General features: G+C 56.4%; 22 protein-coding genes and 1 other annotated feature. Of the genes, 3 read left to right on the top strand and 19 right to left on the bottom strand.

Features of this window, described 5'->3' with window-relative positions; genetic code table 11:
• Positions 1-67 precede the first annotated feature (67 nt).
• From FC18_RS11345 to FC18_RS11300, 10 genes are all read right to left on the bottom strand, one after another.
• On the bottom strand, positions 68-826 hold the full coding sequence (locus FC18_RS11345) for an ABC transporter ATP-binding protein (protein ID WP_054675700.1): 759 nt from the start codon (positions 824-826) through the stop codon (positions 68-70).
• Complete coding sequence (locus FC18_RS11340; protein WP_056976345.1) at positions 819-1,718, bottom strand: ABC transporter permease; 900 nt, start codon at positions 1,716-1,718, stop codon at positions 819-821. Before FC18_RS11340 ends, FC18_RS11345 begins: the two co-directional genes overlap by 8 nt.
• A complete protein-coding gene (gene trpX, locus FC18_RS11335; protein WP_054675697.1) occupies positions 1,718-2,728 on the bottom strand; it encodes a tryptophan ABC transporter substrate-binding protein in 1,011 nt (336 codons plus the stop codon). Before trpX ends, FC18_RS11340 begins: the two co-directional genes overlap by 1 nt.
• A gap of 401 nt (positions 2,729-3,129) precedes the next feature.
• Positions 3,130-3,870 (bottom strand): hypothetical protein, encoded by a 741-nt coding sequence (locus FC18_RS11330; RefSeq protein WP_054675694.1) that lies wholly within the window; start codon positions 3,868-3,870, stop codon positions 3,130-3,132.
• Between the two features lie 9 nt (positions 3,871-3,879).
• Positions 3,880-4,563 (bottom strand): hypothetical protein, encoded by a 684-nt coding sequence (locus FC18_RS11325; protein WP_054675691.1) that lies wholly within the window; start codon positions 4,561-4,563, stop codon positions 3,880-3,882.
• Positions 4,556-5,416, bottom strand: a complete 861-nt coding sequence (locus FC18_RS11320) for an ATP-binding cassette domain-containing protein (protein ID WP_054675688.1) — start codon at positions 5,414-5,416, stop codon at positions 4,556-4,558. Before FC18_RS11320 ends, FC18_RS11325 begins: the two co-directional genes overlap by 8 nt.
• On the bottom strand, positions 5,413-5,781 hold the full coding sequence (locus FC18_RS11315) for a GntR family transcriptional regulator (protein WP_082403767.1): 369 nt from the start codon (positions 5,779-5,781) through the stop codon (positions 5,413-5,415). The genes FC18_RS11320 and FC18_RS11315 overlap by 4 nt, the downstream gene beginning before the upstream one ends.
• Positions 5,782-5,895: 114 nt before the next feature.
• Entirely contained in the window at positions 5,896-7,131 is a 1,236-nt protein-coding gene (gene pepT / locus FC18_RS11310; RefSeq protein ID WP_056976342.1) for a peptidase T, read from the bottom strand.
• Positions 7,132-7,234: 103 nt separating this feature from the next.
• Positions 7,235-8,710, bottom strand: a complete 1,476-nt coding sequence (gene zwf / locus FC18_RS11305; RefSeq protein ID WP_056976405.1) for a glucose-6-phosphate dehydrogenase — start codon at positions 8,708-8,710, stop codon at positions 7,235-7,237.
• A gap of 49 nt (positions 8,711-8,759) precedes the next feature.
• Positions 8,760-9,428 carry a metal-dependent transcriptional regulator gene (locus FC18_RS11300; RefSeq protein WP_054675685.1) on the bottom strand — a complete coding sequence of 223 codons (669 nt, stop codon included), beginning with the start codon at positions 9,426-9,428 and terminating at the stop codon, positions 8,760-8,762.
• A 264-nt stretch (positions 9,429-9,692) separates the two neighbouring features.
• Positions 9,693-9,941: a binding site (T-box leader), on the top strand.
• A gap of 97 nt (positions 9,942-10,038) precedes the next feature.
• Between FC18_RS11300 and FC18_RS11295 the strand changes: the two genes are divergently transcribed.
• Both FC18_RS11295 and FC18_RS11290 read left to right on the top strand, forming a co-directional pair.
• Positions 10,039-11,154, top strand: coding sequence for a vitamin B12 independent methionine synthase (locus FC18_RS11295; protein WP_054675682.1), 1,116 nt, complete (start codon positions 10,039-10,041; stop codon positions 11,152-11,154).
• Positions 11,155-11,432: 278 nt separating this feature from the next.
• On the top strand, positions 11,433-12,716 hold the full coding sequence (locus FC18_RS11290; RefSeq protein ID WP_054675679.1) for an O-acetylhomoserine aminocarboxypropyltransferase/cysteine synthase family protein: 1,284 nt from the start codon (positions 11,433-11,435) through the stop codon (positions 12,714-12,716).
• A 174-nt stretch (positions 12,717-12,890) separates the two neighbouring features.
• Here FC18_RS11290 and FC18_RS11285 read toward each other — a convergent pair whose 3' ends face one another.
• Both FC18_RS11285 and FC18_RS11280 read right to left on the bottom strand, forming a co-directional pair.
• Positions 12,891-14,612: a hypothetical protein gene (locus FC18_RS11285; RefSeq protein WP_156300749.1), complete on the bottom strand. Its 1,722-nt coding sequence runs from the start codon at positions 14,610-14,612 to the stop codon at positions 12,891-12,893.
• A complete protein-coding gene (locus tag FC18_RS11280; protein WP_054675673.1) occupies positions 14,569-15,390 on the bottom strand; it encodes an ABC transporter ATP-binding protein in 822 nt (273 codons plus the stop codon). The genes FC18_RS11285 and FC18_RS11280 overlap by 44 nt, the downstream gene beginning before the upstream one ends.
• Positions 15,391-15,674: 284 nt before the next feature.
• Here FC18_RS11280 and FC18_RS11275 point away from each other — a divergent pair, with 284 nt between their 5' ends.
• Positions 15,675-16,553 (top strand): bifunctional 5,10-methylenetetrahydrofolate dehydrogenase/5,10-methenyltetrahydrofolate cyclohydrolase, encoded by an 879-nt coding sequence (locus FC18_RS11275; RefSeq protein WP_054675665.1) that lies wholly within the window; start codon positions 15,675-15,677, stop codon positions 16,551-16,553.
• Positions 16,554-16,610: 57 nt separating this feature from the next.
• Here the strand turns inward: FC18_RS11275 and FC18_RS11270 are convergent, their stop codons facing one another.
• The 7 genes from FC18_RS11270 to mutS form a co-directional block, all read right to left on the bottom strand.
• Positions 16,611-17,858: a serine hydroxymethyltransferase gene (locus FC18_RS11270; protein WP_054675661.1), complete on the bottom strand. Its 1,248-nt coding sequence runs from the start codon at positions 17,856-17,858 to the stop codon at positions 16,611-16,613.
• A 293-nt stretch (positions 17,859-18,151) separates the two neighbouring features.
• Positions 18,152-18,550 carry a preprotein translocase subunit YajC gene (gene yajC / locus FC18_RS11265; protein ID WP_054675657.1) on the bottom strand — a complete coding sequence of 133 codons (399 nt, stop codon included), beginning with the start codon at positions 18,548-18,550 and terminating at the stop codon, positions 18,152-18,154.
• 105 nt (positions 18,551-18,655) lie between these two features.
• The gene (ruvB, locus tag FC18_RS11260; protein ID WP_056976341.1) at positions 18,656-19,663 is read right to left on the bottom strand and encodes a Holliday junction branch migration DNA helicase RuvB; all 1,008 of its coding nucleotides are present in this window, start codon (positions 19,661-19,663) and stop codon (positions 18,656-18,658) included.
• Positions 19,664-19,698: 35 nt separating this feature from the next.
• The gene (ruvA, locus tag FC18_RS11255; RefSeq protein WP_054675654.1) at positions 19,699-20,292 is read right to left on the bottom strand and encodes a Holliday junction branch migration protein RuvA; all 594 of its coding nucleotides are present in this window, start codon (positions 20,290-20,292) and stop codon (positions 19,699-19,701) included.
• A gap of 85 nt (positions 20,293-20,377) precedes the next feature.
• The gene (locus FC18_RS11250) at positions 20,378-20,920 is read right to left on the bottom strand and encodes a Maf family protein (protein WP_054675651.1); all 543 of its coding nucleotides are present in this window, start codon (positions 20,918-20,920) and stop codon (positions 20,378-20,380) included.
• Entirely contained in the window at positions 20,917-22,974 is a 2,058-nt protein-coding gene (gene mutL / locus FC18_RS11245; protein ID WP_054675649.1) for a DNA mismatch repair endonuclease MutL, read from the bottom strand. Before mutL ends, FC18_RS11250 begins: the two co-directional genes overlap by 4 nt.
• Positions 22,975-22,978: 4 nt before the next feature.
• The gene (gene mutS / locus FC18_RS11240; RefSeq protein ID WP_056976339.1) at positions 22,979-25,678 is read right to left on the bottom strand and encodes a DNA mismatch repair protein MutS; all 2,700 of its coding nucleotides are present in this window, start codon (positions 25,676-25,678) and stop codon (positions 22,979-22,981) included.
• Between the last annotated feature and the right edge of the window lie 69 nt (positions 25,679-25,747).

Genomic DNA, 25,747 nt, shown 5'->3' with positions numbered 1-25,747 from the left:
TTAGATTACCACGCAAAGCCAAAAAGCACCATCCACTTTAACGCGTGGATGGTGCTTCTGCTAGCCATTAACCAAAGTATTGCAGCAAGGCGGCTTTATCCAGGTTCGCCTTCTCCTGTGCGTTGTAATCGGCCACAATGTGCCCAGCATCAACGACCAGCAGGCGATTGCCGTACTTCAAGGCATCATCCATTTGGTGGGTGATCATGAGGCACGTCAGGTTATCTTCCGCCACAATTTTGTCCGTCAGCGCCATGATTGCTGCACTGGTGTGGGGGTCAAGGGCCGCCGTATGTTCATCCAGCAGCAGCAAATCTGGTTCCTTGAGCGTGGCCATCAATAGGCTCAGTGCTTGTCGCTGCCCACCGGAGAGTTCCTCGGTCGGCTTGTCGAGCGCCTGGTCGAGCCCGTTTGGCGTCCGCTTAGTGAGCGCCAGGAACTGGTCCTTCTTCTTGGCAAGGGCGCGGGAACGCAGGCCTAGGTGCTGACCGCGGTGGCTAGCAAGGGCCAGGTTCTCCGCCACCGTCATCCGCGGTGCGGTGCCCATCTTGGGATCCTGGAACACGCGCGCAATGTGTTTTGCCCGCTTTTCAGGCGAATCCTTCTCGACCCGTTTACCGCCCATCGTGATGGTGCCGGCGCTAATCTGGAGGTCACCACCAATGGCGTTGAACAGTGTGGATTTACCCGCCCCGTTCGTCCCAATGACCGTAATGAAATCGCCCCGGTGGATTTCCAGGTTAATATCGTCCAGTAAGGTCTTGACGTCGTGGCCCGCAACCACGTTCACCGTCACATTTTTAAGTTCAACTTGGGTTTCAGTCATTGCTCTTCACTCCGTTTCGTAAGAGTCTGCGCAGCCGGACACGTTCGTCGATTTGGGGAACGATGATGGCCACCGCCAGAACAATCGCGGAAATCAGCTTCAAATCGTCCGGGTTGAACCCTAGCTTCAGCACAATCAGGATGACGAAGCGGTACACGATACTCCCGAGGACCACCGCCACCAGCCGTTCACTGAGCGTCAAGTTGCCGAACATCACTTCACCAATGATGATGGCAGCCAGGCCGATAACGATGACCCCGGTACCCATGGAGACGTCCGCGTAACCATCGTTTTGGGCCACCAGACCGCCAGCCAGACCAATCAGTCCGTTACCAACCACCAGGCCAAGAACCTGCATGTTGTCGGGGTTGATGCCTAAGCTCCGGGCCATCGTGCGGTTGTCACCAGCGGCGATGAAGCCCTGGCCCAGCTCGGTGTTGAGGAACAGCACCAGGAGCACAACCACCACGACGATTACAATCAGGCCGACCACGACACTGCCGACGTATGGGGGCAGACCGGCAAGAAACTTAGAAGAGAACAAGTTGGGTTGATTCAGCAACGACAGGTTGGCTTTGCCCATCACCCGCAAGTTAATCGAGTACAGGGCGGTCATCGTCAGAATCCCGGCAATCAGTAGCGGCATGTGGCCCTTGGTGGCCAAAAGCCCGGTGCACAAACCCGCCAGCATCCCCGCCACCATTGCGAGTACGGTCGCCATAATCGGGTTCACGCCATGTGTGATGGCGGACACCGCGACGGCCGCGCCGAATGGGAACGTACCTTCAACGGTCATGTCGGGAAAATCGAGAATTCTAAATGTGATGAATAAGCCAATGCCGAGGGCGCCGAACAGCAGCCCCTGACCAATTGCTGAAACCCATAAGTTCATTACTTAAATACCTCCCCGGACTTTTCTGCCTTTGCAGTCAGATTAGCCGGAATCTTAATGCCGAGCGTCTTGGCAACCTTTTCGTTGATTACCAGGTCCCCTTCAGACATGAACTTAACCGGCGTGGTTGCTGGCTTGCTCTTGCCCTTCAGGATGTTTGCTACCATCTTACCAGTTTCAACCCCCAGCTGGTACTGGTTCAGACCAACTGTTGCGAGGCCGCCATCCTTAACCATCGTGTCAACGGTTGGGAATACAGGGATCTTCTTGGGGTTCGTCGCGTTAACCAGGGTCTGCATTGCCCCAGCAATCGTGTTGTCGGTTGGCACGAAGACGGCGTCAACGTCAGTGGCCATCTGGGCGGCAACCTGGTTCAGGTCGTTAGTGGAGCTGATGGAGTACTTCTTCAGTGTGAAGTTGTACTTGCTGGTCAGGCCCGCGAGAATCTTAACCTGGGCCTGAGAGGAAGCGTCGGAGCTGGTGTAGATTACGCCGAGGGTCTTCGCGTCCGGCATAATCTTGCGGATGAGCTTAAGCTGGGCTTCGATTGGTGCCTGGTCGGAAACCCCGGTGATGTTAGCGCCGGGCTTGTCGTTACTCTTAACCAGCTTAGCGGCAACGGGGTCGGTGATGGCCCCCATGACGATTGGAATCTTCGTGGTGGCGTTGGCCAAAGCCTGCGCGGAAGGAGTGGCAATCCCGACGGCCGCGTCAACGTTTTCGTTCACGAACTTCTCGGACATGGACTTCAGGTTACTCTGGTCGTTCTGGGCGTTTTGGAAGTCAATCTTGACGTCCTTACCCACCGTGTAACCATTCTCCTTGAGGCCGGCGTTAATCCCCTTGTGAATGGCGTCCAGTGCGGGGTGGCTCATGAGCTGCAGAATCCCAACGGTAGGGATATCCTTCTTCTTCGGTGTTGCGTCCTTCTTGTTGCCGTTCATCGAGATGCCGACCCCGATAGCGACGATAGCGATAATTGCGACGATAAATGCGATCATTTTCTTCATAACTGATGTCCTCCAAGACACGTAATGCAGCGTTTAACAAAACAAAAACAGGGACTCACGCAGTATTCATGCGGAGTCCCTGTTTATGGTCCCCACATAGCCAATCCAAGATGGAATGTCTATGCGGCGTTGTTTAAAGAAACCAACATAGACACAATCTGCGCGTCCGGCAGATTGCGTCCGCAACCCACCTAAAGTTGGCTTTGCCACCACCCATTAAGCTGAACATTAGGTTTGTGCATGTTGGTTTCCTCCCTCGTTAAATGTTGGCTACAGTATACCGTCAGTTTTTGGCACGTGTCAACCGCAAATTTGCCCTGAATAATCCATTTATACACACATATCCGCGACAAGCGCCGATGTTAAGGCTTTCGCGTGCATAAATATTGCCGTAAAAAAATTTACTTTACGCCCGCCGCTGCGTGCAAATCCAGCTTCCGGAGCAGCAGCCAAAGTGTGCCGGTAAAAACAGCACCCAGGCCCAGAAACAGCACAACCAGCAGCAGCGGGCCGACTGCCGGAACGTTCACCAGCAACTGGAGCCAATTCATCGCGTTCCCACTACCCATCAGCACCCGCGGCACCCAGTTGATGAGCATAATCCCCACCGCCGTAATCAGCCAAATATAGACCATGAGGCCCCGCTGGTTGCCGTCCATCCGCAGCTTAAGCAGGGTGAGGCAATAACCCAGCAGCACCGCCATTGAGTACAGCAGCCATAATGCCACGACGTTCAGCACCATCACAACCAGCGGCCACTGCCCGGTGTAGCCAAAGTAACTAAGTAGCCCAATTGATTGGTTGCCAAACAACTGTTGCACGCCCCACCAGATGGCTTCGGCTAGCACGCCAACCGCCGCAAAACCAGCACTGGAACCGAGAACCGCGCGCAATGTATTCCGCCGCGACACACCATTTTGCAAGCCGAAAAACGTCCAACTTTCACCGCCAAACAGGCCGACAAAGCAGAGAAACAAAACGTTCCAGTAAACAAGGCTGGCACTGAGATTCACCGTTTCGTGCGCAACTACCTGCACAACCAGTTGCAAGCCCGTCAAAAAGATGATGGCGGCGCAAAGCGAGACGAGCAGTCTTGTCCGCCCCTGGAGTAGCTGAAACCTGATCAATTTACGTGTTCGCATCGCGCACCCTCACTTTCGCGGTAAATCAAAGCGGCGAAAACCTTGGCGAACGATTAGTGCCAGCAGCACCGTCAGCACGCACACCACGATTAACACTACCGGCACGCGCCACACGTGCACCGTGAAGCGACCGATTACCATGCCGATAATCAGCAATACCATCACGCCCATCCCCACCAATGCCGCGCCCAACCACGCGCGTTTGCCTAACAGTTGCCACTTAATCGTGAGCATCTGCAGCGCAATTCCGGCCAGCTGCAGGCAAAAGAATGTCACAACGGTCAGTACCCAGCGCGTAATTGTGTTGCCTACTCCTGAGTCAGCGTGGGCAAAGTAGTTCAGCAGCAAGATTGGCCGCAAATGCAGCGCATGCAAGCTGCCGACTAGCCCAAAATACAGGGTCGCAATCAGCACACTGGCCGCCGCAAAAATCAGCACTAGCTGGCGCAACTGCGTCCGGCGGGAAAAGCCGCCGGTGAGGCCCAGCTGGGTGGCAATCGAGAACTGGGTGCTGCCGATGATGGTCAAAATCACCCCCAGCATGAAGCTGAGGTTCATCCCCTTGAGCATCTCGATGCCAAGGCCATACGGCAAGACCCCAAAGACCACAACCATCATCAACGCCATCATGCCCAGGTATTCAGCGTACATCTGCACCTGGACTTTGAAAAAATTAATCCGCCGTTCACGCATTGGCCTGCTCCTCCGTTAACGCGATGAAGAGACTCTGCAAGTCCACCCCGCCGACTTCGACCGCGGCCGGTTGGAACGTCTGCGACACATCCATGACGATGGCGCTAAGCTGATTGCCCACCTGCTGGCGCCGCAACACGTGCTGGTGCGCGATTGCCGCTTCAACCGCAGCCGGCGTGCCGGTCACCGTCCGCGCACTGTTTAAGAGCGCATCCGCATCCTGATCCACCTGCATCCGGCCATCTGCCAGCACAAAGACGTGGTCAATCATCCGCGCGATTTCCTCGATTAAGTGCGTGGCAATCACGAATGTCCGCGGCCGGTCGCCGTATGCCTGCAGTAGTTCTTGGTAGAACAATTCCCGGTTGGGCGCGTCCAATCCCAGCACCGGTTCATCCAGGAGCACAAAGTCAACCGGCACGCACAGGGCACAAATTAGTTTCATGATGGTCCGCTGGCCGGTCGACAGACTGCGAATCTTGGCCTGACCGTCCAGCTTAAACACCTGCTGCAGATGTGCTGCCAGTTGCCAATCAAAATCCCCGTACAGCATCCCAACCATTTTGAGCACCCAGCTAACTCGCTTATCGCTCGGAAAATAGTTCAGGTCGTTCATGAGGTAAATGTGGGCCTGCGCAGCTTCGTTTTCAATTGCACTAACGCCATCATAAAGCACATCGCCAGCAGTCGGCAGCACCCGGTTGTTGATAATACTCAGCAGCGTACTCTTGCCCACCCCGTTGCGCCCGAGCAGCGCGTAGATGTGCCCCGAAGCAAAACTTAGATTAACATCCTCTAGCACCCGCTTCTGCCCAAAATGTTTCTGCAAGTGTTGCACTTCAATCACGCTCATTTGTCTTCCTCCGCTAGTAATGCCCGACTGAGCTCATCCTTACTAATCCCTAACTCCTTGGCCGCCTGAATCAATTCTGGCAGACGCTCAGCGAAAAACGCCTGCCGCGCCGCCGCCTGCAACTGGGCGTGTGCCCCCGCCGTCACGAACATCCCAAGTCCCCGCCGCTTTTCCAGCAATCCACCCGCGACCAGCAGGTTCATCCCCTTCAGGACGGTTGCGGGATTCAACTGGTACTGCCGCGAAATTTCCGTGGTCGATGGCACCTGATCGCCAGCGGCATAAATGCCACTTTGAATCGCGCTGGTTAGTTGGTCCGCCACCTGCTGGTAAAGGGGCACCATGCTCCCTGCATCGAACTGCAATTGACCCGCCTCCTTCAAGCTGCCTTTGCCGGTTAATTAGTTAGTTACATGACTAACTAACCTCCGACATAAAAATAACGCAGATTTAACTCTGCGTCAACATGTTGGCCTAAATTATTTTGCCGGCGTAAAACTAGGCGCCAGACGCGCAATGGTGACCAGCGTTTCCGCGAGCGTCGCCATGGCCTCAGCGGTCACGTATTCGTACGGGCCGTGAAAATTAGCGCCACCGTTGAACAAGTTCGGCGTCGGCAACCCCATCGCCGTCAGCTTGGAGCCGTCCGTGCCGCCCCGAAACGGGACCACCCGCAACTTGAGGCCGACTTCAGCGTACGCCGCTTTGGCTAAATCTACGGGCAGCGGGAACGTCGTTAATGCCGGGCCCATGTTGAAGTACTGGTCGGTCCACTTGGTTGTGATGGCAACGGCCGCGCCCTGGTCGTTGAGCTGGTCGACAATTTCCTGCAGCAGGTGGCACCGCTGCCGAAATGCGGTCAAATCAAAATCGCGCACGATGTAGGTCATATCTGCGGCCCCCACATCCCCGTGCAAATTATCGAGAAGGAAGAAGCCCTCATAGTCCGCGGTTTGTTCGGGTACCTGCTTTTGCGGCAGCGCCTGGTCAATCTGTTGCGCCACCTTGAGTGCGTTAATCAGCTGCCCCTTAGCGCTACCCGGGTGCACCGACTTGCCCACAATGTGAATCTGGCACTCAGCCGCGTTGAAGGTTTCGTATTCCAAATCACCGACGGCCCCGTTGTCGAGCGTGTACGCGAAATCGGCGCCAAAACTGGCGACATCGAAGCGGTCCGCCCCCTGGCCGATTTCCTCGTCGGGGCCAAATGCCAGTTTAATTGTGCCGTGCTGCACTTCAGGATGCGCCAATAAATAACGGCTCGCATTAATTGCCGCCACAATCCCCGCCTTGTCGTCCGCTCCCAATAGCGTGGTGCCATCGGTCGTGATGAGGGTCTGACCAACACGTGCGGTTAAATCCGGGAACGTTGCCGGATCAAGAACCAAGCCGTTGCCAAACTTAATTGGAGCCCCCGAGTATGCGCGGTGCACTTGGGGCTGCACGTGCACGCTGTTGAAATCGGCCGTGTCTACGTGCGCAATCCAGCCAATCACTGGTGCGGCCGCATTAGCCGGAATCGTCGCCACCACAAACCCATTGGCCAGTAGCTGTACGTCCTGAAAACCGGCCGCGGTTAAATCCGCAACCAGCACGTGCGCGAATTCCGTCTGCACCGGCGTTGACGGCACGCTTCCTGTCGTCGCATCCGAGCGGGTGTTCATCTTAGCGTAGCGCACGAACTGCGCCGTTAGTGCTTGCAAGTCAAAATCCATCTGCCTACCTCCACACTGCTTTGCCCGTATTGTACCGCGCGGCCAGAAAAAAGGGCAAAAAAATCCCGATTGCAGCTAAAAGCAACAACCGGAATGGATTAATTTATTTTTGCAAACCGAAGTCTTCGGCCCACGCGAACCCGTCACGGCTGAGGAGTGCGTCCCCCTCCGCGGGTCCCGGCGTACCGGCCGTGTACATTGGCAGGTCCGTGCTGTTGTCCCAAACATTGCGAATCACATCAATGTAGTTCCAGGTGTGTTCTTGTTCCGCCCAGCGTGTGAAGTTGGTCTGGTCCCCGGCCAGTGCATCGCCAATCAGCCGTTCGTAGGCTTCGGGCGCACCATTGATTTCATCCTGGTTGTGCACGAAACTCAAGGCATTTTGTTCCAGCTCGTAGCTGGCCCCCAGCGTCTTGCCGTTTAGCGTCAGCGTGTAGCCTTGCTGCGGCTCGATGAAGACGGTGAGCCGGTTCACGCGGGCGTTGTTGCAGCCCACGGTGTCGAAGATGTTGTGTTCGAGTGGCCGGAAGTTGATGCTAATCTGCGTGCTCTTAGCAGGCAGGCGCTTCCCGGTCCGGACGAAGAATGGCACACCCGCCCAGCGCGGATCATCCAGTTCAATCCGGCCGGCCACGTAGGTTTCGGTCATGGATTCGGGGTCAACGTTGTCCTCGTTGCGGTAGCCAAGTTGGCTCGGGGAAGCACTGTACTGGCCACGGACCCAATCGCGTTTTGCCTGCTCCGGTGTCAATACGGGCAGGTGGGTGAACAACTTGTTCTTGGCCGCGTGGACGGCTGCGGGGGTGAAGGTTGCCGGTTGTTCCATTGCAACGTAGGCAATCAGCTGCATAATGTGGTTCTGGACCATGTCCCGCAGTGCACCGGCAGTTTCGTAATAGCCCGCGCGTTCTTCCACCCCGACCTTTTCGGCCAAAGTGATCTGCACGTCACTGATGTAATCCTTGTTCCAGATTGGCGTCAGCAGCGGGTTCGTGAACCGCAGTGCAAGCAGGCCCTGCACCATTTCCTTGCCCAGGTAGTGGTCAATCCGGTAGATCTGGTTTTCCGTGAAGGCCGCACTAATGGAATCGTTGAGCTCCTTAGCGCTGGCGAAGTCACGACCAAATGGCTTCTCGATAATCAGCCGGTTGTAGCCAGTTTCAGAAAGCAGATTCTCGCTGCGGATGTGACTGGCAATCGTCCCGAAGAACCGGGGCGCCATCGCCATGTAGAACAGCCGGTTGCCCTCTGCTTCATAGTCCGCGTCGAGCTTAGCCGCCAGTTTCTTCAGCGTGACGTAATGCTCCGCGTCGGTCACGTCATGGCTCTGGTAGTAGAAATGGTCGGCGAAGTGCTTCACGGACCGGTCGTCAGTGTTGGGTTCACCCTGCAGGCTGGTGCGCACAATGTCGCGGTAGAAGTCATCGCTCCATGGGCGCCGCGCCGTCCCGATGACAGCAAAGTGTTCACCCAAAAAGCCCCGGTGGTACAGCTGGTACAGTGCCGGGTACAGTTTGCGCCGCGCCAAGTCACCAGAGCCACCAAAAATCGTAATGATACTTGCTTGTTCTTTAGCCATCATGTTGCCTTTCTCAATCACATTCCTCGTCGTCAGTTAAGTGGTGCTACTAAATAATTGTACCAACATGTTTGATGCTGTTCACAAACACATTCGTCGCGTTGTCCGCCTGCATGGTCAAAACTTGCTTGGTGCGGGAGTTGCGCAGCGTCAATTGCTTCGGCGTGGCGGCAACGACAAAGAGTGCATCGCCAATCTTCACGTCGAGCACGCTCAGGTAATCCAGCAGCGCCGTTTCGTCAATCACCCGCTCCACCGTAGCTTTATCGCCCACTGCAAGGGACGCCAGGGTCACCGTGCTTTGCTTAGTGTAGTGCCCGTTGGTGTCCGGAATCACGCCCCCATGCGGGCAAAATTCAGGGTGTTTCAGTAAATAATCGAGGCGGTTGGCCAGATCATCGGTCGTCGCGTGTTCCAGCGCTTCTGCTTCCTTATGCAATGCGTCGTAGGGGTACATTAGCTGCTTCATTAGGAACACTTCCCAAAGCCGATGGTTCCGCACCAGCTTGGCGGCACTGATAATGCCCTTCTCGGTTAGCTGAATCCCTTGGTAAAGTGTGTGGGTCACGTACTCTTGTTTAACGAGCTTGGTGACCATCTCACTGACCGAAGCCGCGGACACGTTCAGGCTCGCAACGATTTGCTTGTTGCTGACCTTGCGCGTGTCGCCGCCCAATTCCAAAATAATCTTGAGATAGTCCTCTTTATTCGGAGTCATTTTTTCCCTCACTTTTGTCTACGGATTACATTATAGCAAATATCCCCGGCGATTTTCGGACTAGAAGTTAGGTCAGCCGTAATTTTTCCGGACGTTATTTTCAGCAAGCGGCTTGTAGCCTGTTTTGCCGGAGAAATTGGGACCATTACGGCGCCGCAGCTGGATATTGTTCAGTCCCAGCGCTGTTTTTAAATCAAAATAATTGCGTTTTTTGGAAAAATATCGTTGACAAGCATTAGAGTTCGGGGTTAAGCTAGCGTCAATCAGATGGCAATGAAAGAATAAGTACTTCGGGTACGTGCCCAGAGAGCTGACGTTGGTGCGAGTCAGCCACTACCCCCGGAGGAAAATGGTTCTGGAGCCATAGTAGTTGCGAGCTGCGGTTAGCGACTTCCGGGAGCGCCCGTTAACGCGCTAAGGTATCGCGTCATGAAGACTGACGCCGTACCTAACGAGTGGCTAGTAGTGATGCTAACCAAAAAACGGGTGGTAACACGAGTAATCGTCCCGGAGAACACGAATTGTGTTCTCCGGGACTTTTTTTGTTTCCACGCCCCTGATTGCACATATTGTAGTAACCCACACACATTCACAAAAGGAGTTTGACATTATGACCAAACAGAAGCTTACCTACAAATTCGACCAAGTTGGCTCTTACCTGCGCCCAGCAGCACTGAAGGCCGCCCATAAAGATTTCGCCGCCGGTGACATCACCGAGCAGCAATTGACCGACATCAAGCACACCGCGATCGAAGCCGTTGTCGCTAAGGAAGTCGCCGCCGGCCTGCACGGCATCACGGACGGTGAATTCAACCGTTCTTGGTGGCACCTCGATTTTCTCTGGAACCTGACCGGTGCCGCGAAGTTCGACTACCACGCATCCTACAAGTTCCACGGCAGCAAGACCCGGACCGACAACGTTGAACTCGTCGGCAAGATTGCAGCCAACCCAAACCACCCATTCTACGCCGACTTTGATTTCCTGAAGTCCATCCTGCCTGCTGGCGTGGAACCCAAGGTGACGATCCCATCTCCAAGCATGTTCTTCCGTGACAACCGGTCCGATAACTGGCACAAGTTCTACGCGACCTGGGGCGCTTACCTGAACGACTTGGCGCAGGCCTACCACGACACCTTGCTCCAGTTCTACGCCCGCGGTGCCCGCTACATCCAGCTCGACGACACCACTTGGGCATTCCTCATCGCCCGGCTCACCGAGAACCAGGACGACCCAACGGAATTCACCAAGTACGCCCAGATTGCTGAGGACATCGTGTACGTCGTCAACAAGGTGCTCGCTGACCTGCCAGATGATTTGAAGGTATCCACCCACATCTGCCGCGGGAACTTCAAGTCCACCTACCTGTTCGAAGGTTCGTACGCACCCGTTGCCGCTTACCTCGGCCAGTTGAACTACGACGCCTTCTTCTTGGAATACGACAATCAGCGTTCCGGGGACTTCGAACCACTGCAGCAGATTTGGAACGGCCGCGACAACGTAGAAATCGTCCTTGGCCTGGTCACCAGCAAGTTCCCTGAATTGGAAGCCAAGGACGCGGTCAAGGCCCGCATCACTGAAGCCACGAAGTACGTGCCCCTGAGCAACCTCGCCCTTTCCACCCAGTGCGGCTTCTCTTCTACCGAAGAAGGTAACGAACTGACCGAAGCCGACGAGTTCGCCAAGTTGAACCTCATCCGCGAAATCAGCGAAGAGGTATGGGGTTAATCCCAGCACCAACTAACTAAAGTATTCGCAGAGCAGCGTGGCTACTCTGCCCATGGGCGCAGCTGTGTGTGGGTACGTCCATGGGCAGGTTAGCCACACTAACCGCACCAACATTCATGAATTGGCAGTTATGTAGACTGATTGCGCAGTCAGCCTGCAATTAATCAAACCCGACACTAAGTAATTCGGCGCCACCGCGGGCCCCCTGGCACACCGCGTGCTTAGTGTTAGTCAACCACAGCACCGCAAAATCATTTGTCCTAGGAAGGAAAAATCACATGACAGAATCCAATTACCGTTTTGAAACCTTGCAACTCCACGCCGGCCAGGAACAACCTGACCCCGCAACTGGCGCCCGCGTAACGCCAATCTACCAGACCGCGGCGTTCGTCTTCAAGGACGCCAAGCAGGCCGCCGACCGCTTCGCCCTGCGCGATGCCGGTAACATTTACGGCCGTCTGACTAACTCCACGAACGCCGCCCTTGAAGCCCGCATTGCGGCACTTGAAGGCGGGACCGCCGCAATCTCCCTGGCTTCCGGGGCTGCGGCCGTGACCGCGGCGCTGCTCAACGTGGTCGGTTCCGGCGACCACATCGTCAGTGCCAGCACCATCTACGGCGGGACGTACGAACTGTTCTCCGAAACGTTCAAGCATCTTGGCATCGACGTAACCTTCGTTGATCCCGACGACCCGGCGAACTTCGAAGCGGCCATCCAGGACAACACTAAGGCAATCTTCTATGAATCACTCGGCAACCCGGCCATCAACATCGTCGACTTCGACGCGGTGAGCGCCATTGCCAAGAAGCACGGAATTCTGTCCATCGTCGACTCTACCTTCGCAACACCATACCTCATCCGGCCATTCGACCACGGGGTTGACGTGGTGGTTCACTCCGCGACTAAGTTCATCGGCGGTCACGGTGCCACCCTGGGCGGTCTCGTGATTGAAAAGGGTGACTTCGACTACGCTGCTAGTGGCCGTTACCCTGGCTTCACCACCCCAGTCCCATCCTACAACGGCATTGTGTGGCAGGACCTCGGCAGTGCGGCCTTCACCACCAAGATTCGCGCTGAACACCTGCGCGACACCGGCGCCACGCTCGCCCCACAGTCCGCATGGCTGCTGGAACAGGGACTGGAAACTTTGTCGCTGCGCGTTGAACGCCACGTCGCTAACGCCCGCAAGGTAGTGGAATTCCTCGAAAACAACGACAAGGTTGCCTGGGTTTCCTACCCCGAAACGGCCGACTCCAAGTACAAGGACCTGGCTAAGAAGTACTTCCCGAAAGGTGCGGGTTCAATCTTCACGTTCGGCCTCAAGTCCGGTGAAGAAGGCGCAGTTAAGCTGATTAACCACCTCAAGCTGTTCAGCCTCCTCGCTAACGTTGGGGACGCCAAGAGCCTGATTATTCACCCGAAGTCCACGACGCACGCCCAGTTGTCGGACGAGCAGCTGAAGACCGCCGGCATCACCCCAGACCTCATCCGGATCTCCGTCGGGATTGAAAACATCGACGACATCCTGGAAGACCTGCAGCAGGCATTGGATCAGATTTAAGTATATGTAAGAATCCCCCGCAGCCGAATGCTACGGGGGATTTTTGTGGCTGGCAGAATTAATAACGGTGCCCCGGTGCCACCACAACGCCAGCAACCTAAAACCGCGGTAACTCAACAATTGGTCGTTGAGTTGCCGCGGTTTTCTTTTTACCGGTGGTTAGTGCAAATTGAATTACACCCGCCGCACGTCGAAGTGGACCCCATTTTTATAGCCACTGCCCATGATGACAATGAGCACCACACCGATGACGGCCCAGGCCCCGGCATAGATGAGCGAGTTCAGGAACCCGCCGGCAACGGCAATAACCATGACGCCCAGCATAATGCCCATCTGCAGCCACTGGATTTTGGCCGTGCCGCCCTTATTGGTGGGGCTGAACTCCTGACTGAACGGCAAATCGGCGCCGAACATCATCCGGCCGAAAGTTATCGTCAACGCGTACATGAGCACAATCATCGCCACTGAGGTCAAAAAGCCTTTAACCCCGCCAACCGCACTGAAAATAACCAGCAAAAACAGCATGAGTGGCAAGCAAATTCGCGCAAACATCGCGTTGATAATTCCGCGCAGCAGCAATCCGTGCTGCTGCAGAGGGACCCGCTGGAATAGACGCATGGCTAAGGGCTGGGCGGAGAAGTTCAGACTCCACAGGCCAAAGGGAATGCCCATGAACAGCCCGAGCAACATGTACGGTGCAAACTTGCGTATCAGCTCCAGCGAATTGCCCAAAGCATCCCCAATGGAAACAAAGGAGAAGAGTAGGATAATCGGAATAATCATCCCGTACGCCAGCTGCGGGTACACACGCAATTTGAACTCGCGCTCTTCCCGGATAATTGACCAACCGAAGTCGAAGTAAGTGCGTTCCGCCTGCGAGCGGGCGAACAGCTTTTGCGTCAACCGGAAGTACCAGCCTTGCTTGTGCCGCGTGCCGTTTGAATTGTTGAGTTTTTCCAAATACTGTTCGAAATTACCCGCATTCTTGGCGTACACGCCGGTCAAAACGACCGTCACTAGCACCGCCATGACGCTCATCAATACGCTAAGTAGCGTCACCTTGCCCATGGCCAGGAGCGGCAAACCGGCAAACCACATCGGGACAACCAAAATGTAGTACCAGATAAAACGCGGCGTCACGTCCGAGGTCAGCAGCATGTTCGTGCTGACCCGTGGTAAAATCTGGCTGCCCACGTAGATGCCAATCATCATCGCAATCTGGACGATGTTCAGAATGTTCTTGAGCCGTTCACCGTCGAAGTAGCGGAGCACAACCAGGTACAAGAACAGCGCGAGGGTGAAGGAAAAGAGCGCCAGCAGTAAGACGGCCACCAATTGCCCGAGAAACGCCAATATGCCAAAGCGGATGAAAATCGGCACGAGTCCTGGTAACCCAAGCGCCGCCACGGTGAGCAGCAGGTACATCCCCACCACCGTCAGCCGCGCCGCATTGAGGGTGCGGTTGCTGACGCCGCGGACGGTGAATATCGGGTGGTCGTGCGGATCCAGCATCATCCCCGAAAAACTCGTCAGCATGCTGAGGAAGGTCATGACAAACAGGATGCCGAAGTACGCCGATAGCATGTAGAACACCGGCCCACTGACCAGGTAGACTGCAAACAGCACCCCAATGACTAGGTACAGCAAAAATGAGGTGCGCAAGGGGTGCTGTGCCGGTTTGTTGGTGTTCACGGTGGCACCCAGGCCTACGTGTTCGCGATTTGCCAGCTTGAGCTTCACGCCGACAATCAGGCGGTACTGCGCGTAGTCAATCCCGAGGCGCGTGATGACGCCCTGAAACCGGTCGAGAACGGCCATTACCTGGGGCATGGCCTCCCCGCTAGATTCGTAATCACTCGGAGTCTGATTCTGCATCGGCTTGAGCATTTTCATCATCAGCACCTCCCATCACGATGTCGACGAACGCTTTGGCCTTCTCGCCGTGCTCCGCAAATCCAGTCATTTCGTTGAACAGCTGTTGCAGACTGGTGTCCGGGCTCGCCGCCAACTGATTGAACGGGCCATCTGCAACCACCGTCCCGGCATTCAGCAGGATAATCCGGTCCGAGAGTTTTTGCACCACGTCCATGATGTGACTGGAGTAAAAAATCGTTTTGCCGCGGTTGCGTAACTCCTGCAGGATTTCTTCTACCACCAGCACCGCGTTGGCATCCAGCCCGTTCAGCGGTTCGTCCCAGAACAGAATGTCAGGGTCGTGCAACAGACTGGCGATAATCAGCACCAGCTGGCGCATCCCCTTGGAATAGGAGGCAATCCGGCGGTCGAAGGCGGCACCCAGCCCGACAATCTCGGCCAGTTGCTGTGCTTTGTAGTCCGCCTCACTTTCAGGCAACCCGTACAGCTGCCCCACCAACTGCAAGTATTCGCGGGCGGTCAACGCCTCGAACAGGTCGGCCCCTTCTGGCACGTAACCGATGCGGCGCTTGTACATTGGGTCATCCCGGTCGACGGCGCGGCCGAAAATCGAGACCGTCCCCGCGTCCTGGTCGAGCAGACCCAGAATGATTTTGACCGTGGTACTCTTCCCGGCCCCGTTCTGCCCGATGTACCCCACAATCGTCCCCGGCGCGATTTTTAAGTTCACGTCCCGCAAAACTTGCTTGCCGGCAAACGACTTGGCAATGCCATCCAGCTCAATTGCATATTGCTCCATAATAATCCTCCTTGCATACCCGGCGGAAACCCCAACATCCGCCACCTCAGTGCATAAACTGCACACGATATTAGAAAAAGTATGCGCTTGCTTGGCGCACTTGTCCACTGGTTTACATAGATAACTGCTGTTATATAGTTGGCTAAGTTCTACCCGCTGCCTATAACGCATCACAGTTAACTGATATACCTATTATCGCGGGCCGCAGTCCACTATAATAAAGTAAGATTCATTAATCCGTCCGTGTCCATAACCCAAGCCGGGCGTTATCACTGGAGGTTACCATGACCGTAATTTTAAAAGCAAAACCCGTAATTGAATCCTTAACAACCAGCCTGACCGCGGACGCGGCGCACGTCACCGCTACGCTGGGCCGCAAGCCACACCTGACCGTCGTCCTCGTCGGCGATGATCCGGCCAGTGCCATCTACGTCCGCAACAAGCAGCGCCGCGCTGAAGAAGTGGGCGTGCAGTCCGAGACTATCCGTCTGAACGCCGATGTTTCCCAGGCTGAAGTGGTGGCTAAGGTGCAACAACTCAACGCCGACCCGGCCGTGGATGGCATCATCGTCCAGCTGCCCTTGCCAAATCAAATCGACGCGGACGTCATCATCAACACCATCGCTGACGCCAAGGACGTGGACGGCTTCACCCTGGCTGCTACCGGCCGGCTGTGGACTCTGCCAAAGAACAGCCAGGCAACGGTCGGCCCCTGCACGCCTCTGGGCATTATGGCCCTGCTGGATTACTACGGCATTGACGTTGCCGGCAAGAACGCCGTGATTGTGGGCCGCTCCAACATCGTCGGCAAGCCGATGGCGGCAATGCTCTTAAACCGTGGGGCCACCGTCACAATTGCCCACTCGCAAACCACTGACCTCAAGGCAGCAACACAGACTGCCGACATCATCGTCGCCGCAACGGGCCGCCGCAACCTCATCACCGCCGACATGGTCAAGCCTGGGGCCACCATCATCGACGTCGGCATGAACCGTTACGTTGATGCCGCCGGCAAAAAGCACCTCACCGGCGATGTCGATTACGCGAACGTCGCACCCATCGCCGGCGCCATCACCCCCGTGCCGGGGGGCGTGGGCCCAATGACAGTCAACATGCTGCTCAAGCAAACCATCGCGGCCGCAGCACGCACCGCAGCTGAATAAGTGCAAAAAATAGGAACTGGCTGCACGGCAATTGCCGCGCAACCAGTTCCTTTTCGTTTAGTATTTAATGTCTGCAATCGGGTGTTTCTGCGTCAACGCGTGCACCGCACCGGCCACTTGTTTCATTGCGGCATCATCATTGCGGTGCGCAATTGCTTGCACAATCAGTTGCCCAACGGCATAACAATCCGCTTCATCAAAGCCGCGCGTGGTAATTGCCGCCGTCCCGAGCCGCACACCACTGGTGCGGAACGGGCCGTTCTGCTCACCTGGGACCTGGTTCTTGTTGGTGGTAATCATCACCCCGTCGATCAGGTCCTGCACTTCCCGGCCGGTAACCCCGTAGCCGGTAACGTTCACGAGGGCCAAGTGGTTATCGGAACCACCCGAAACAACCTGCAACTTGGAGCCATCCGCAGTTAACCCGCGCACCATCGCCTGCATGTTCTTAATAATCTGCTTGGCGTAGGTGGTGAATTCGGGCCGCAGTGCTTCACCCAACGCCACGGCCTTAGCCGCAATCACGTGTTCCAGTGGGCCACCCTGAATGCCAGGGAAGAGTGCGGAGTTCACTTGCTTGATGTACTTTTCTTTGCACAGAATCATGCCGCCACGGGGGCCACGCAACGTTTTGTGCGTCGTCGTGGTCACGATGTCGGCGTACGGGACGGGACTCTGGTGCACACCGGCGGCAACCAGGCCGGCAATGTGGGCCATGTCGACCATCAGCAGCGCGCCGACCGCATCCGCGATTTGCTTGAACCGGGCGAAATCAATGGCGCGACTGTACGCGCTGGCACCGGCCACAATCAGCTTGGGCTGAACTTCCTCAGCCTGACGGGCAATTGCGTCATAGTCCAGCAAGCCGTTAGCGTCCAGTCCGTAGTGGAAGAACGTGTAGGTTTGGCCGGAAAAGTTCACATCGGCACCGTGGGTCAAGTGACCGCCATCGGTTAGATCCATCGCCAGCACGATATCCCCGTCGTGCAAAAGCGCCCGGTACGCGGCCATGTTCGCCTGCGAGCCAGAGTGCGGCTGCACGTTAGCGGCCTCGGCGCCAAACAGTTCCTTGGCGCGGTCGATGGCGAGCTGCTCAACGACGTCGATGTACTGGTTTCCGCCGTAGTAGCGCTTGCCCGGATAGCCTTCGGAGTATTTGTTCGTCAGCACGGAACCCTGTGCCGCCCGCACAGCCGGCGACACTATGTTCTCGGACGCAATGAGTTCAATGTTGTCCTGCTGCCGCTGCTCCTCGTTTGCGATTGCCTGCCAGAGTTTTGGGTCTTGTTGTTTGAAATTAGTCATGAATATGCTTCCCTTCTTGTCATACGGTTCGGCCACTTGCGGCCTACAACTACATTAGTAATCAGACGTTGCGACACGTTTGTGCGTACGATCGGGGTACTTCACTGAGATCTAATCTTTGGGCTTTTGTCCTCCACATTTGGTTGTTACGTTTTCTGCAAGCTTTATTATACCGGATTGACTACCTGAAAAACCATCTTTACTTACAGAAAGTTATTAAGTCATGTGATTCGTTGCAAAAATAAGGTGACGGGCACGCAAAAAGCGAGGCGCACGCGCCCCGCTTTTGTTAATTACTTGTCTTCGGTAGTTGTGTCTTCAGCCTTAGCTTCGTCAGCCTGAGCTTCACCAACTGTGGTTTCTTCAACCTGGTCATCCTTGGCTTCGTCAGCAGTTGCGTGCTTAACTTCAACCTTGGAAGTGGATGTGTGCGTAACCTGACCAACAGCCTGGAGGGCGAAGGTGAGGAAGACGCCGTTAGCATCGAGAACCACGGTCCCCTTCTTCAGGTTAACGGAGTCGATGACACCGTGCAGGCCCCCAACAGTGACAACTGTGTCGCCCTTCTTCAGGCCGTTGTACATCTGCTGCCGCTTCTCCTGCTGCTTCTTAGGACCACGAACTGATGTGAAGTACATCATCACAACCATAATGATGATGAAAACAATCACCACAATACTATTTCCGCCCATATTCTACTGCACCTCATTTTTTCTTAATGTCATATTCCACTGTAGCAAACTTTGCGCCATAACGAAAGCGTAATCCCATATCTGTCACCGTTAATTGGCGAAAATTTAGTTTTCCGGAAAAATCCGGCCCATATGTGCATATCCGGCCTTGGTCACGGTCCGCCCCCGCGGCGTCCGCTGGATGAACCCAATCTGCAGTAAGTACGGTTCGTAGACTTCCTCGATGGTCGTCATTTCTTCCCCAATATTGGCCGCAATCGTGCTCAGACCCACGGGACCACCGGCGTACTGATCAATCATGAGCGCCAGAATCTTCCGGTCCGTGCCGTCAAGCCCGCGGTTATCCACCTGCAGGGCATTGAGCGCGGTATCCACCAACTCGGCATTGGCCGTGTCGAGGTCCGCCACGTCGGCAAAGTCCCGCACCCGCTTGAGCAGCCGGTTGGCAATCCGCGGAGTGCCGCGGGAACGCAGCGCAATCTCGTGGATACCATCCGGGTCGATATTCAGGTTAAAGATGCCGGCAGAACGGGTCACGATTTGGCTGAGATCTGCCGTGGTGTAGTAGGCCATGTGCGCAGAAATTCCGAACCGGTCGCGCAGGGGCGCCGAGAGTGCACCCGCGCGCGTGGTCGCGCCAATGAGCGTGAACGGCGGCAACGGGAAGTGGACTGGGTGGGCGGCGGGGCCTTGCCCCACCACGATGTCGATGTAGAAGTCCTCCATCGCGGAGTACAGCATTTCCTCAACCACCTTAGGCAACCGGTGGATTTCGTCAATGAACAACACGTCCCCCGCCTGCAGTTCGTTCAGCAAGGCCACGAGGTCCCCGGGCTTGTCGATTGCCGGGCCACTAGTGGTGCGGATGTTCACCCCGAGTTCATTGGCAATCACCAGTGCCATCGTGGTTTTCCCCAAGCCAGGCGGGCCATACAGTAGCACGTGGTCCAGGGACTCTTCGCGCTTCTTGGCGGCGGTGATGTAAACATCCAGCTGGTTCTTCACGGCGTCCTGGCCGACGTATTGCGCCAGCGTGCGCGGACGCAGCGTTATATCCGCAGCCGTATCCGCGTCTTGGGCGCCGGAATCGAGCAAGCGTTCATCTTCAGCCATGGAATCTCCTTTCTGCGCAACCAGTGCGGCTTATTTTAGTGTTTCGTCAGCAGCTTCAGCCCGGCACGCAGATAGGCGTCGGTATCATCGAGCTGCTCTTTGACTAGCTTTGGTTCAATCTTCTTCACTTCGCGCTCGGTGAAGCCCAGCGCGGTGAGGGCGGCCAGCGCATCGGCGAGTTTAGCACTCGCCGGCGCCGCGCTATCCGCCACTTCCGGTGTGAACAGGTCGAGGTGCTGGTCGATTTTGCCCTGCAAATCCAGGATAATCTGTGCGGCGGTCTTTTTGCCGATGCCGGGGAACCGGGTCAAGAACGCCACGTCATTGGCGCTAATCGCCTGGGCCAGGCCCTGGGTGTCGACGTTGGCCAGAATCGCCAGTGCACTCTTCGGCCCAATACCGGTCACGGACAGTAACAGGTTGAATAACCGCTTTTGTTCCTGGTCATTGAACCCGTACAGACTCTGCTCGTTTTCACGAATAATTAACTGCGCGTAAACCAGCGTGTCCTCCCCGACGTGGAAGCTGTATGGATTGGCAACCAGCAATCGGTAGCCGACCCCATTCACATCAATAACCACACAATCCGGCGCAATCGCGGCGACCTGCCCGCGGAAAAATTCGTACATATTGTCCTCCATCACGCCGGTACTCCCAGCCATTTCACTTCACGAACGTATATTCGCTTCTAATTCTAGCACAAGGCTGCAGCAATTACAGCATGCGGACCAGTGTGCTAATGGGCAAGCCCATGACGTTGTAGTAATCCCCAGCGATGCCCTTAATCAGCAGGGCCCCGTCGTCTTGAATCCCGTACGCTCCGGCCTTATCCCGGTAGGTACCGAAATCTAGGTACCGCTCGATTTCAGCGGGGGTCAGCGGCCAGAAGGTCACCGCGGTGGTAACCACCACGGCGTTCTCGCTGCCGTCTGGGCGGCGTACCACCATGCCGGTGTGGACGTGGTGTGTCCGCCCCGCCAAGCGGGAAATATCGGCGTACGCGGCCGCGCGGTTTGCCGGCTTACCTAACAGTTCAGCCCCCAATGCGACCATGGTGTCGGCCGCAATCACCGTGGCGTCAGGGTTTTGGGCTGCCACGGCGCGGGCCTTAGCAATAGCCAGTTCCTTGACGTAAGCTTCCGGGGCAAGGACTGGTAATGCGCGCTCGTCAATTGCCGCGGGCTGCACCGTAAAGACGGGAACAATGCGCGCCAGCAACTCCTGCCGGCGCGGCGAGCCACTTGCGAGAATTATCATTCACTCCACCGATCACTTTCATGGCTATCCTGAATCCGCTTGAACATCTTCTCGAGGTCGGTGTTGCTAAACGAGACCAGAACGGGCCGGCCGTGGGGACAGTTGTACGGATTTTCTGCTTCCGCCAGCTTCGTCAGGAGGGCCTGCGCTTGGCGTGCATCGAGGTGGTGGTTCGCCTTGATTGCCCGCTTACAGCTCATCATGATGGCCGCCTTCTCGCGGAACGCCGCTACTGAAATGTGTCCGTCAGCGAGCACCCAGTCAATCATTTCCTTCAGTGTGTCCTCTTCCTGGCCCGGCTTGAACCAGGTCGGATGGGCACTGGCGATGAAACTATTCTGGCCGAATTCTTCCAGGTCGACGCCGACTTCATGGAGAACATCCCGGGCCGCACGGATTTTCAGCGCGTCCCCTGCCGGATAGTCGAGCACAATCGGCGTCAATAATTGCTGCTGAGCAGGCTCAACCTTGCCGATTTCGACCCGGTAGTACTCGTAATTAATCCGCTCTTGGGCCGCGTGCTGGTCAACCATGTAGAAGGCTTTTTCCGTTTCTGCCAGCAGGTACGTACCGTGCAACTGACCGAGATAGCGCAAATCCGGGAAGGGTTCCGTGCTGCCCGTGGCACCAATGGCAACGGGCGCGGCCGCGGTTTCGGGAGCGGGCAGATTGCCAAACGGTTCGGTCTGCGCCGGCTGGGCGTACTTCTTGTCCCAGGCTGCTAGTCGGTCCGGTTCCGTGAAAATGCTGGTGCCGTCCAAATCATCGATACCCAGATCCACCTTTTGGTCATCGGTGGTTTGCTGGTCATCTTGGCTAGCAGCGCGCTGCTCGTCCGCTGGTGCCGGTGCTGGTGCTGGCTGGGCCCACGTTTGGTTTTGCCGCCGCGCATTCACGTCGGCGGGCATGCCAAAGAGGGAGCGCCCGGTGCTCAAGGTGCGCGCTTCTGTCGCATCGGCCCCGCTGTCGCGCACCGTGCTGACGTCACGCTGCACGTTGAACGTAGTCTGCTCGGCCTTCTTTGGTTGTACTTGTCGGTTCAGGTTGTGCAACGCATCGGGAATCAGGTTCTGGTTGCTGAGGCGAGCATAAATGCTGGTTTTCAGCAGGTCCGCCAGTTCACGTTCCTTACTGATGCGCACCTCTTGCTTGGTTGGGTGCACGTTGACGTCAACCAGCTTCGGGTCCAGTTCAATGGCGATGACCGCCACGGGGAACCGGCCCACCATGAGCTTAGAGCCATAGCCGGCGATGATGCCCTTCACCAGGTTGTAGTTCTTGAAGTAACGGCCGTTAATGAGCAGGGTAATATTGTTCCGGCTCGACCGGGTTGTGTCTGGCAGGCTAACGTACCCGGAGATGCTGAAGTCGCTGTCCGTCGCCGCAATTGCCAGCATCGACCTAGCAATGTTAACTCCGTACACGCCGGCAATGGTTTGCTGCAAATCGCCGTTACCCGTCGTCTTGAAGGCCACCTTGTCCCCGTTGCGCAGGGTGAACGCAATCTCCGGGTGGCCAAGCGCGAGCCGACTCACGATATCAACGATGTGACTCAGTTCGGTCGCTTGCGAGCGGACATACTTCAGGCGCGCCGGCGTATTGAAGAACAGGTCCGCGACCTTGATGGAAGTTCCCTGGCGGAAGGCTTGACTGTGCTGGTCAACGAGTTTGCCCCCGACCAGATGGGCTTCGGTGCCCACGCCGGCCACCGTTGCGGTTGCCAGCGTCACATCCGCAACGGAGGCGATGGAGGCGAGCGCTTCACCACGAAAGCCAAGCGAGTGGATGGCAAACAGATCCCGCACCGTCGCAATTTTGCTGGTTGCGTGACGCTTAAACGCAACGGGGACGTCTTCGCGGTCAATCCCGCTACCGTTATCCATCACTTCCATCAGCGTTAGACCGGCATCGACCACCCGAATGTCAATCTGGGTGGCCCCGGCGTCGATGCTGTTTTCCGTCAGTTCCTTAATCAAGGACGCCGGGCGTTCGATGACTTCCCCAGCCGCAATCTGGTTGGTTAAGGCTTCGGATAATTCGTGAATGTGTGGCAACTAATCACTTCCCTGCTTTTAGTTTCTGTTGCAATTCATACAGTAAGTTCATGGCGGCCATCGGGTTGGCGCCCATGAGGTCAAAGTTACTCAGTTCTTTCAGTACCGCGTCCTCGCGCTTGCTGTGCGCGGGTTTAACGGGTGCTGCCGGTTCGGGGGCAAACAACTCCAGCTGTTGGTCCGCGTCCGCATCCGCAGTTGCCGGATTGTCGGCCACCACCGGACTTGCCGGCGTCTGCGCGTCCGCGTATGCATCCGTGTGCGCAGTCGCCAGTCCGGGCAATGCACCGTGTTTGGCCGCCGGAATTTCTGGCTGGTCGCCACCTTCCAGGGCGGTCAAAATCGTGTCGGCCCGTTGCAACAGGCTGTCTGGCAACCCAGCAAGTTTCGCCACGTGAATCCCGTACGACTTGTCGGCGGGGCCATTGAGCATTTTGTGCTGGAACACCAGGTTGCCGTTCTCGAGCGTCGCGCCCACGTGCACGTTCTTCAGGCGCGGCAGGGTGTCTGCCAGTGCCGTCAGTTCGTGGTAATGGGTGGAAAATAGGGTCTTGGCGTGCACGTGGTTGTGCAGGTATTCAATGATGGCCTGGGCCAGCGCCATCCCGTCGTAAGTGGCCGTTCCGCGTCCGATTTCGTCGAACAGTACCAGACTGCGGTCGGTCGCGTGGCTCAGCGCTTCATTTGCTTCCAGCATTTCGACCATGAAGGTACTCTGCCCGTTGGCGAGGTCGTCCGCGGCCCCGATGCGGGTGAAGATGTGGTCGAAAATCGGCAGGTCCGCACTGGTTGCGGGCACGAAACTACCCGCCTGCGCCAGAATCACGATCAGGGCCATCTGCCGCATGTACGTACTCTTCCCAGACATGTTCGGCCCGGTAATCAGCAGCATATCGACATCCCCGCGCATGTCCACGTCGTTCGGGATGTAACTGGCCTTGCCAATCACCTTCTCCACCACGGGGTGCCGCCCCGCTTCAATATGCACATCGTGGCTGGTCATGCTCATCTGGGGCCGAACAAAGTGCTGGTTCTCGGCAATCTGGGCGAAACTCTGGAGCACGTCCAGTTCAGCCACCTTCGCCGCCAGCGTTTGCAGCCGTTCAATTTGGGCCTTGATTGCTTCCCGCAGTTGCAGGAACAGCTTGTATTCCAGCGCGGTTGAGCTAGCCTCGGCCTCCAGGATTTCGGATTCCTTCTCCTTCAGTTCCGGGGTCATGAACCGTTCGGCGTTGGTCAAGGTCTGCTTGCGGTCGTACCGGTCTTCAGGCACCAGGTCCAGGTTGGCCTTCGTGACTTCGATGTAGTAACCAAAGACCTTGTTGTACTTAATCTTCAGGTTGTGAATCCCGGTTGCTTGACGCTCTTGTTCCTGCAAGTTGGCCAGCCACGTCTTACTGTTGCGGGAAACGTCGCGGTAATGGTCGAGCTGCTCGTTGTACCCATCGCGAATCACGCCCCCATCGGTCACCGAAATCGGTGGTTCGTCGGCAACGGCCCGGTGGATGAGGTCAGCGATGTCCCCCACAACATCCAAGTTTTGGTACGGCGCCATACTCTTGGCGTTCATTCGGCTGAGCACGTCTTGAATGCTTGGCATCTGGTCCAAACTGGTGGCCAGTTGCAGCAGATCCCGCCCGTTGACGGTGCCAAATGCAACCCGACCGGCGAGGCGTTCCAAGTCATAAACCTTCGTCAAGGCATCCGCAAGTTCAGTGCGTTCAAAGAAGTTATCAATGAGCGTTTGCACTTGCTCCTGCCGGGCGGCAATCGCGTTGACATCCAGCAACGGCCGTTCGAGCCAAGAACGGAGCATCCGGCCACCCATTGCGGTTCGGGTGTTATCCATCAGCCCGAGCAAACTGCCGGCTTTGCGCCCAGTGCGGCTGTTGCTGACAATATCGAGGTTGCGCCGGGCGTCAGCATCCATGTCCAGGAAGGCCGCCGGCGCGTAGGCCTTTGCCTTTTGGATGTGCGCCAAACTGCGCTTTTGGGTCTCCAGCAAGTAGCGCATGAGCATCGTCACCACGCTAATCTGGGCGCTATCCGTCAGCGTCTGGGTCACGTAGCTGATTTCGGCGTGCTTGCTGCCATCGTCGGGCTGCACACTGAGCATCCGGTCGCTGGTTTGCAGAGCATTCGCGACAGCATCATCCAACTGCTCTGGTACCACCACTTCCACCGAACCCAGGGCGGCCAGTTCGTTTTGCACACTGAACATGTCTGCGAGGGTCGTCACCTGCAGTTCACCGGTGGATAAGTCGCTGTACGCAAAAGCAAAGCCGGACTCTAGGGGCAGCACGGCACTCAGGTAGTTGTTGGTCTTGGCCGCACCCGGCTGCACGTTCATCGTCGTGCCGGGGGTCACCAGCTGAATGACGTCGCGTTTGACCATGGTGCCCGTCGGTACTTGTTTCGGGTCTTCCATCTGTTCACAAATGGCGACTTTGTACCCCTGATCAATCAAAATATTAATGTAATTGTCCACAGCGTGGTGCGGCACCCCACACATCGGGATGGGGTTATCTGCGGACTTGTTCCGCGCAGTCAGCGTGAGTTCAAGGAGCTGCGAACCCTTAATGGCGTCGTCGAAGAACAATTCGTAAAAGTCACCAATGCGATAGAACAAGAACGCGTCCGGATATTGGTCCTTCACGGCCTTGTATTGCTGCATCATTGGTGTGTCGGTTACTTTCTTGGGCATAATATTCCCTCTCAATTATCATTTCCGCATTGCACGCAAAAATCGCGCGTCTATAGTACATTTTCCCGC

Source organism: Lacticaseibacillus sharpeae JCM 1186 = DSM 20505, assembly GCF_001436225.1.
Classification (GTDB): Bacteria; Bacillota; Bacilli; order Lactobacillales; family Lactobacillaceae; genus Lacticaseibacillus; species Lacticaseibacillus sharpeae.
Note: the sequence above shows the minus strand (reverse complement) of the source record. Positions and strands in the feature narration are given on the sequence as shown.

Excerpts from the sequence above, each read along its gene's own strand:
- FC18_RS11330 (WP_054675694.1), bottom strand. The coding sequence starts at position 3,870 with ATGCGAACACGTAAATTGATCAGGTTTCAGCTACTCCAGGGGCGGACA.
- FC18_RS11280 (WP_054675673.1), bottom strand. The coding sequence starts at position 15,390 with ATGGAGCAATATGCAATTGAGCTGGATGGCATTGCCAAGTCGTTTGCC.
- zwf (WP_056976405.1), bottom strand. The coding sequence starts at position 8,710 with ATGGCTAAAGAACAAGCAAGTATCATTACGATTTTTGGTGGCTCTGGT.
- FC18_RS11340 (WP_056976345.1), bottom strand. The coding sequence starts at position 1,718 with ATGAACTTATGGGTTTCAGCAATTGGTCAGGGGCTGCTGTTCGGCGCC.
- ruvB (WP_056976341.1), bottom strand. The coding sequence starts at position 19,663 with ATGGCTGAAGATGAACGCTTGCTCGATTCCGGCGCCCAAGACGCGGAT.
- FC18_RS11270 (WP_054675661.1), bottom strand. The coding sequence starts at position 17,858 with ATGACTAATTTCAAACAACAAGACCCAAAACTCTGGCAGGCAATCGCA.
- yajC (WP_054675657.1), bottom strand. The coding sequence starts at position 18,550 with ATGGGCGGAAATAGTATTGTGGTGATTGTTTTCATCATCATTATGGTT.
- FC18_RS11250 (WP_054675651.1), bottom strand. The coding sequence starts at position 20,920 with ATGATAATTCTCGCAAGTGGCTCGCCGCGCCGGCAGGAGTTGCTGGCG.
- ruvA (WP_054675654.1), bottom strand. The coding sequence starts at position 20,292 with ATGTACGAATTTTTCCGCGGGCAGGTCGCCGCGATTGCGCCGGATTGT.
- FC18_RS11295 (WP_054675682.1), top strand. The coding sequence starts at position 10,039 with ATGACCAAACAGAAGCTTACCTACAAATTCGACCAAGTTGGCTCTTAC.
- FC18_RS11290 (WP_054675679.1), top strand. The coding sequence starts at position 11,433 with ATGACAGAATCCAATTACCGTTTTGAAACCTTGCAACTCCACGCCGGC.
- FC18_RS11345 (WP_054675700.1), bottom strand. The coding sequence starts at position 826 with ATGACTGAAACCCAAGTTGAACTTAAAAATGTGACGGTGAACGTGGTT.
- trpX (WP_054675697.1), bottom strand. The coding sequence starts at position 2,728 with ATGAAGAAAATGATCGCATTTATCGTCGCAATTATCGCTATCGTCGCT.
- mutS (WP_056976339.1), bottom strand. The coding sequence starts at position 25,678 with ATGCCCAAGAAAGTAACCGACACACCAATGATGCAGCAATACAAGGCC.
- FC18_RS11285 (WP_156300749.1), bottom strand. The coding sequence starts at position 14,612 with ATGATGAAAATGCTCAAGCCGATGCAGAATCAGACTCCGAGTGATTAC.
- pepT (WP_056976342.1), bottom strand. The coding sequence starts at position 7,131 with ATGGATTTTGACTTGCAAGCACTAACGGCGCAGTTCGTGCGCTACGCT.
- FC18_RS11300 (WP_054675685.1), bottom strand. The coding sequence starts at position 9,428 with ATGACTCCGAATAAAGAGGACTATCTCAAGATTATTTTGGAATTGGGC.
- FC18_RS11275 (WP_054675665.1), top strand. The coding sequence starts at position 15,675 with ATGACCGTAATTTTAAAAGCAAAACCCGTAATTGAATCCTTAACAACC.
- FC18_RS11320 (WP_054675688.1), bottom strand. The coding sequence starts at position 5,416 with ATGAGCGTGATTGAAGTGCAACACTTGCAGAAACATTTTGGGCAGAAG.
- FC18_RS11325 (WP_054675691.1), bottom strand. The coding sequence starts at position 4,563 with ATGCGTGAACGGCGGATTAATTTTTTCAAAGTCCAGGTGCAGATGTAC.